Below are 7,126 nucleotides of genomic sequence, written 5' to 3' on the forward strand. Positions count from 1 at the left end.
AAGTATATCCCCCAGATGCATAAGCGGCTTTTATTGCTTCATTTCGATTATCAAATTGCTGAGCGTATTCAGCTAATGGCAATGACTGGTTTCGCCTTTGTTTAAGGGGGACTTCACATAAATCACCTTCTTGCTCTTAAAGTAACGCTAAGTGCTCTTTAACAAATTCATCGTCACCTAAAAAACTTGACTCGATATATCAGTCCAAGGATCCACGCCTTTTCCTTGCTCGACAAATAACGCAAATTTTCGCCTTGCTATCGCTTTAAATTTTCCAAATTGGAGTAACATTTTGTCGATTTCAAGCCATGCTGGAAAGTGTGCTTGACCCATCGTAAAGTGCCAGCTACTTCAAGGCCAATCCGATAAGCTATCTACCATCTTTGCTCTAATTGGATTTAAAACAATATACCTGTTCAACTCTAATAAGTAAGCATCCTTATCAACCAAAATAGCCTTATAGCGCCCCTGAAATAAATGCCCAACATGTTGATGACTTCTATTAAACCATTGTGTATATACCCCGTTTAATTGGCGCATCCCTTTACTTAAATTTGCATCAGGAGTTTCAACTAATAGGTGGTAATGATTACTCATTAAGCAAAATGAATGAATAACCCAGTTATAACGCTCGCATACGTCACCTAAAATCTTTAAGAATCCATCTAAGTCAGCTTCATCTAAATAAATTGGCTTTCATTCATTCCCTCGCGACGTTACATGGTACAAAGCTCCTGCGAACTCTAATCGTAGCGGCCTAGCCATCCTTTCACCTATCAATATTGGTAAATTAATAACTAAAATTAGGCCTTAATTAACGAAAAGGCAAAAAGAAAGACCTGACCCTTTTGCTTTGGACCCTTTTGCTTTGCCTCAATTAAGGCGAGGCTTTGGATTTAAAATGGGTCTTTAATTTACTTAATAGCATATCCTAAGGATTTTATATGATCTAAAACTAAACCATGACCAGTAAGTAATGCTGATAGCCTAATTTTAGAGCCCCCATTAAAAGTCAATGTGTACCAATTTGCAGTACCATTGAATTTGACTGATTCTAAGTCAGACCACTTTTCATTTTTACTACCAGTCCAAGGAGTATGAAATTCAATGCCTTCAGAATTAAATTTTCCACGAACTTTATATGCTTCACCAAATGAATAAATAGCAGCTATACCGAAACCTGCGATCAAGCTTAGTAATGGTAAGAAATCTCTCTCTTGATTAATTGATGTAAATAACACGACATACGAGCATACAAGAACAATAGAAAGACACGACCAAAACAATCCAGAAACAATTAGTCCAAATTTAAGCTGCCCATTCTTAGAGTTATTACTAACCTTTGCAGAAACAATACTGCAAAAAACTACTGCAATAACACCACCAATGATCCCACTTAAAACGCCAGAATCCATTTTTCCTCTCTCATTTATTTTACTTATTGTGGGAGGATCATCCCCCACATTACCTTATACGTTGGTAAAGCGATTAGTTGTAATATCAAGCAGGCCGATAAGTCCTGCTATTTTTATCATCAATACCCACTATTAGTTATTGTTCCAGCTTTTTGTAACTGTTAACTGTAGACAGTAAGATAAGCATAACATATAAACCAATTATTAATGGATGTGATAAGGCTCTAATGTAATTATCTAAACTCCATAGTAAGCTAATTCCTTGCTCGCTCGTAAGAGCCACAAGAATGAAAATAGGAATAAAAAACGACGCAAATACTATCGAGGCATTTTTTATTCCTGTTCCAAAAATTTTAAAAAATTTATTCACAAATCTCACCAGTACAACTATTGGTTATTCCCTGAGCTATACCTTCCTGTGTAGCTGTTGCTATTGCTTCACCGGTAGCTTTACCACCAGCTAATTTACCAGCCTCTCCCATTACTGGAGACTTAGTAAGAGCGCCAACTATTTTATCGCCTGTTACGCCACCCACGATAGTTCCTGTTGCCGCTGCACCAGCAGAAAGTGCAACCCCCTTATTAAGTGGATCTCCATTTGCAGTATTTTCAACCATTTGAGTAAGCGCCCCACCAACCGCAGCAACACCAGAAGAAGGGATAAGAACGGTTGCAGCAGCTTCCGCGCCAGTCAAACCTATTTTAGCCACAGCGGCACCAGCTAGCCCACCAGTTGCTCCTACAGCGGCACCTGTTGCTGTTGCGGCTCCAACTGTTGACCAGTTTATTTTTCCATCACCAGTAAATGATTGAACAGCAATGGACGACACTCCACCAACTACAGCGCCTATCGCTGCACCTAGTAGTCCAAACTCACCGTCAGGATCAACATACTTATAAGGGTTATTGTTCGCATAGGTGTATCTATTGAATCCATGTATCAGATATCCACGAGCAATATGCTCCATAACATCGGCAGGATCATTCGAATAGAAACGACCGATGACTGGATCATAGTATCGTGCCTGCATATAAATTAGTACGAACTACGATCCAATTAACAACTTACACCAACCCTACAAATATTGTACCCAAATTAAATCACTGGATTAGCCAATAACTCAGTGACGGACTGATTTTGATTCATCCATTTACTAGTTTTATCACAGCGCCACTCAAGAGACTTCACAATCAATGGGTAGACATCTGCTAAAGTTGCATTATTAAAAACTGTCTAGTGAAAGCTGGGAAGTCCAATTATTCCCAATTCATTGTTGTCATTATCACATCAGGACCTTTGGACTGAAAACGATTGTTATCAGAAGACGATGACGTATAGCCGAGCAATGGGGGTTAATTATTTAAAAGCAGAGGATGTCTGTATTATCACTTCAAAACGAAGTGGTGATCTATTTTTGTATTGGAAATTATTCGGAAATATAAAGCTCATTAATCAAGAATTAAATGAGGCTTTTCACTCAAAAAATTATCTACTTCCTGACAGTGGCAAAGGTTTGAAATGGCTTATCAAACAAATGAACAAGCACCTGCCCAAAAGCGAACACATCGATACCACTAAAATATAGTGATCGGTAAAAAACTACCGTAGGTGTGGTAAATTTATTTTGACTGTTGCGGTAAGCCAGTGGTGTTGTAATGGTAGGTTTTAACGGAATATACATTTGTATATTCCGCCCATCCCTTACCACACGTTCGCCATAAATTTACCACGTGTCCGCTGAAACGTTACCAGTGTTCCGCGAACGATTTACCATCGAAATATCAATCTGAAACGCGACGGCTTTCACCTGAGCAGATCACCCTATTGAATTTGGCACCAAACGGATTTTTTCATTGAGCCGCTAAGCTTGAAAGCAAAAGCCACCACAGCCAGATAAAACAAAGCCCCGCGAGTGCGAGGCTTGGATTCAAAATAGTTAATTTATAAAAGGATCTTTACTTAACCTCACCCAGTGTCTAACCACTAGCACTGCAACTGGAATTTGAAAAACAATCATACAATATAAAGTACCTTTCAAAGTTAACGCCCCTGATCCAATAAAATATTCTATTGCAACGAGTAATGCGCAAATAATAGTAAAGAACACTTCCATTGCGAAAGCATATTTCAAGGTTAGGTGTAGCTTATTGCTCATATATTTATTGCTTCTCATCAAGTTTATTATACGCTTTCTGGCCAAGGTTAGAAGCTGCTTCAGCCGCTACTTCACCTGTTCTTTGCACAGCTGATGTACCTGCTTCCACCGTATCACCGACCATTCCACTTCTAGTGGTTGAAGGTATGGCTGAATTTAATCCTCCAAATCCCTTCTCTAGTGTTTTAGCAAAACCAGTTGCTATCTTTGCACCAGCTCCAGCGCCTAATGTACCTCCAACAACAGCAGCACCAACTTGCCCAGCAGTTGCTGATTTTCCGTTTAGTTCACCCGCTACAACAGCACCAACTCCACTTGCGGTCCCACCAACACTAGCAGTCGTAGCTACAGCGTTACTTACTGACATTGTTCCTTTGGCAGCACTAGAAGCAAGCCGACCACCAACACCACCCGTAACCGCGCCAACAGCAGCAGCTACAGCAATATCAGAAACGTCCAATTTAGAGAAGTCTCCACCGTTGCTAATCAATTGAGCACCTGTTTCCACCGCTGCACCGATCAGTGCTCCTACGATTCCAAACTCCCCGTCAGGATCTACATATTTATATGGGTTGTTGTTGGCGTATGTATACCTATTAAAGCCATGTACAGCGTTACCACGCTCAATATGTCCTAAAGCACCAACAGGATCATTGGAATAAAAACGCCCGATAACTGGATCATAGTATCGTGCCTGCATATAACTCAACCCTAAATCCGTGTCGAATTTATGCCCTGTGTAGCCTACATCATCTTTTGCTGCTTCAATGCTTTCACCAAATGGTTGGTAGTGCATTCTTGATGTTACCACACCACTTGTTGTTGACTCTGCCGCTGTGCTCCCTAAATAATCAGCATGTAAGTAACTGACTGTCGACCCTTTTTTCTTCGCAATCAGCTTTCCACCTAAATATGATCACCATTTACTAGGCGGTACATTAACTTACCATTACTTGCATAAAACGAATAGCTTATGCCTGTCGAGCCGACTTCTTTTACCCGCTTATTATTGCCATCATACGTATAGGAGTAACCATCACTCTCTACCAGCTGATCTGCTGTATTATAAACAAACCCTCGTTTGCCATTGTCTGTAACGTTGCCTTTGTCATCGTAACTAAAATCGTAGCTTTTACTTCCTGTTACATAGTCAAGCTGTTTGCTAGCGCTGTAGTAGTACGTGAAAAGATGAGACTTACAGATTTTCACCGGGGAGCTATATCAGTACATCAAAGGTTGAAAAGATTTTTCCAAACAAAAGATTAATCATTACAGCGAGTGGCAGTTGCTATAAATTGATTGGCGAAGGCCAAAAATCGCTAGTGCAATTAAAAGACTTCGAACTCCTTCGCCACGGCTTTTCACCAGAGCAGATCACCCAATTGAATTTGGCACCAAACGGTGTATTTCATTAAAAAATCAAGCAGGATATTATCATGACAACTCAAACAATTGATTTTCACAATGCCGAATGCTCAGCTTGTCACAAAAAACATGTCGATATCAGGACTGAGATAGTTGATCCTTCGCCAGAACATCCCAATGCAATTAGAAAGAAAATTATCTTTCGATGCGAAGATCACCTTAACTGTGATGTTGATGAAATTGAAAAGCTTGCGCTGGTCAAAAAGCGATTTCAAGATCTAGATGAAAGTGACCTTGTGGATGGTGACGATTTTTTGAATCACATTGTTCCAGACCAAGTAAATTTTTGCAGCCAGCTACCCTAGAAAAACAAAGCCCCGCAGCTTAAGTAAGCGAGTGCGAGGCTTTGGATTAGAAATAAATTAGCCATCGTATCTTTTTTTATAGTTCCGGTATGTGTTTGCTGCTACGAGTGCCATAAGCACATTGTAAGCCACTAAAAAAAATAAACCGCGTAATGGGCTGTAGAAAAAGCCTATAACCAATCCTGCTAACCCACCCAAAATAAGATGAAATAGCAACTGTCCTTTATAGTATGTAAAAAATGTCATCTAGTCTTACTCATTTATTTCTTTATTGACTACAGAAAGAGCTGCATCGGTTACAGCAGATGCTGCTGTTGCGCCGCCAGAGGTTAGCTGTTCACTAACATTAGAACCAACATAACTACTTCTAGTTGTATTTGATATCTGGGAACTAATTCCACCTGAATTTGATAAGTTATCAAGCTTATTCGTTATCGAATTTGCCCCCTTAGCACCTACGAAACCGCCAGCAGCGCCAGCTACAGTGCTTGTCGCTGCTTTAGTTAGATTTACCTCTTTGCCATTCGCAAGATCAGAAGTAACTGAACCAACACCATTTGCAGCGCCACTTACAGCAGTTGTTCGAGTTACAGCTTTAGACCCAGTTATAGCTCCTTTAACAGCTTGTGTTGCTGCTCTACCTGCAAAACCGCCAGTTACGGCACCTACTGCTCCAGCTATAGCAATATCAGTAACATTTATATCTTGACCAGTCGCTACCTGAGCAATTAACTCGACACCTGCACCTATAACAGCTCCCCACAAAAATTCGCCATCAGCACAAACCTAGGGGTCACACAAACCTAGCAAACCTAGGGGTCTAGCAAACCTAGGGGTCAGCAAACCTAGGGGTCACAGCAAACCTAGGGGTCACAGCAAACCGGCAAACCTAGGGGTCAGGTCTTGCCTTTTACCACAATTTTACTTACACGCGAATAGTGTAATTGAAAATAATCACCCACCTCTTTCAAAGTATATCCCCCAGATGCATAAGCGGCTTTTATTGCTTCATTTCGATTATCAAATTGCTGAGCGTATTCAGCTAATGGCAATGACTGGTTTCGCCTTTGTTTAAGGGGGACTTCACATAAATCACCTTCTTGCTCTTAAAGTAACGCTAAGTGCTCTTTAACAAATTCATCGTCACCTAAAAAACTTGACTCGATATATCAGTCCAAGGATCCACGCCTTTTCCTTGCTCGACAAATAACGCAAATTTTCGCCTTGCTATCGCTTTAAATTTTCCAAATTGGAGTAACATTTTGTCGATTTCAAGCCATGCTGGAAAGTGTGCTTGACCCATCGTAAAGTGCCAGCTACTTCAAGGCCAATCCGATAAGCTATCTACCATCTTTGCTCTAATTGGATTTAAAACAATATACCTGTTCAACTCTAATAAGTAAGCATCCTTATCAACCAAAATAGCCTTATAGCGCCCCTGAAATAAATGCCCAACATGTTGATGACTTCTATTAAACCATTGTGTATATACCCCGTTTAATTGGCGCATCCCTTTACTTAAATTTGCATCAGGAGTTTCAACTAATAGGTGGTAATGATTACTCATTAAGCAAAATGAATGAATAACCCAGTTATAACGCTCGCATACGTCACCTAAAATCTTTAAGAATCCATCTAAGTCAGCTTCATCTAAATAAATTGGCTTTCATTCATTCCCTCGCGACGTTACATGGTACAAAGCTCCTGCGAACTCTAATCGTAGCGGCCTAGCCATCCTTTCACCTATCAATATTGGTAAATTAATAACTAAAATTAGGCCTTAATTAACGAAAAGGCAAAAAGAAAGACCTGACCCTTTTGCTTT

10 protein-coding genes are annotated in these 7,126 nt (G+C 40.2%); 1 reads left to right on the forward strand and 9 read right to left on the reverse strand.

Translation table 11 applies throughout. The annotated features are described in order from the left end of the window. Nucleotides 1-177 precede the first annotated feature (177 nt). From PAARA_RS20510 to PAARA_RS07375, 6 genes are all read right to left on the reverse strand, one after another. On the reverse strand, nucleotides 178-333 hold the full coding sequence (locus tag PAARA_RS20510) for a hypothetical protein (RefSeq protein WP_157066155.1): 156 nt from the start codon (nucleotides 331-333) through the stop codon (nucleotides 178-180). 18 nt (nucleotides 334-351) lie between these two features. Then, entirely contained in the window at nucleotides 352-690 is a 339-nt protein-coding gene (locus PAARA_RS20985) for a transposase (RefSeq protein ID WP_209438163.1), read from the reverse strand. Between the two features lie 224 nt (nucleotides 691-914). After that, nucleotides 915-1,415, reverse strand: a complete 501-nt coding sequence (locus tag PAARA_RS07345) for a hypothetical protein (protein WP_062568412.1) — start codon at nucleotides 1,413-1,415, stop codon at nucleotides 915-917. Between the two features lie 362 nt (nucleotides 1,416-1,777). After that, nucleotides 1,778-2,446 (reverse strand): RHS repeat-associated core domain-containing protein, encoded by a 669-nt coding sequence (locus PAARA_RS07355; RefSeq protein ID WP_062568414.1) that lies wholly within the window; start codon nucleotides 2,444-2,446, stop codon nucleotides 1,778-1,780. A gap of 1,129 nt (nucleotides 2,447-3,575) precedes the next feature. Further along, nucleotides 3,576-4,469 (reverse strand): RHS repeat-associated core domain-containing protein, encoded by an 894-nt coding sequence (locus tag PAARA_RS07370; protein ID WP_476704236.1) that lies wholly within the window; start codon nucleotides 4,467-4,469, stop codon nucleotides 3,576-3,578. An 8-nt stretch (nucleotides 4,470-4,477) separates the two neighbouring features. After that, nucleotides 4,478-4,780 carry a hypothetical protein gene (locus tag PAARA_RS07375; protein WP_062568418.1) on the reverse strand — a complete coding sequence of 101 codons (303 nt, stop codon included), beginning with the start codon at nucleotides 4,778-4,780 and terminating at the stop codon, nucleotides 4,478-4,480. A 227-nt stretch (nucleotides 4,781-5,007) separates the two neighbouring features. Here PAARA_RS07375 and PAARA_RS07380 point away from each other — a divergent pair, with 227 nt between their 5' ends. Further along, a complete protein-coding gene (locus PAARA_RS07380) occupies nucleotides 5,008-5,301 on the forward strand; it encodes a hypothetical protein (RefSeq protein ID WP_062568419.1) in 294 nt (97 codons plus the stop codon). Nucleotides 5,302-5,553: 252 nt separating this feature from the next. Here the strand turns inward: PAARA_RS07380 and PAARA_RS07385 are convergent, their stop codons facing one another. From PAARA_RS07385 to PAARA_RS20755, 3 genes are all read right to left on the reverse strand, one after another. Further along, complete coding sequence (locus PAARA_RS07385; protein ID WP_062568420.1) at nucleotides 5,554-6,066, reverse strand: hypothetical protein; 513 nt, start codon at nucleotides 6,064-6,066, stop codon at nucleotides 5,554-5,556. A gap of 382 nt (nucleotides 6,067-6,448) precedes the next feature. Beyond that, nucleotides 6,449-6,604 (reverse strand): hypothetical protein, encoded by a 156-nt coding sequence (locus PAARA_RS20750; protein ID WP_157066155.1) that lies wholly within the window; start codon nucleotides 6,602-6,604, stop codon nucleotides 6,449-6,451. An 18-nt stretch (nucleotides 6,605-6,622) separates the two neighbouring features. Further along, nucleotides 6,623-6,961: a transposase gene (locus PAARA_RS20755; protein ID WP_209438163.1), complete on the reverse strand. Its 339-nt coding sequence runs from the start codon at nucleotides 6,959-6,961 to the stop codon at nucleotides 6,623-6,625. Nucleotides 6,962-7,126 lie beyond the last annotated feature (165 nt).

This window comes from Pseudoalteromonas arabiensis (assembly GCF_001550155.1).
In the GTDB taxonomy this organism is placed as follows: domain Bacteria; phylum Pseudomonadota; class Gammaproteobacteria; order Enterobacterales; family Alteromonadaceae; genus Pseudoalteromonas; species Pseudoalteromonas arabiensis.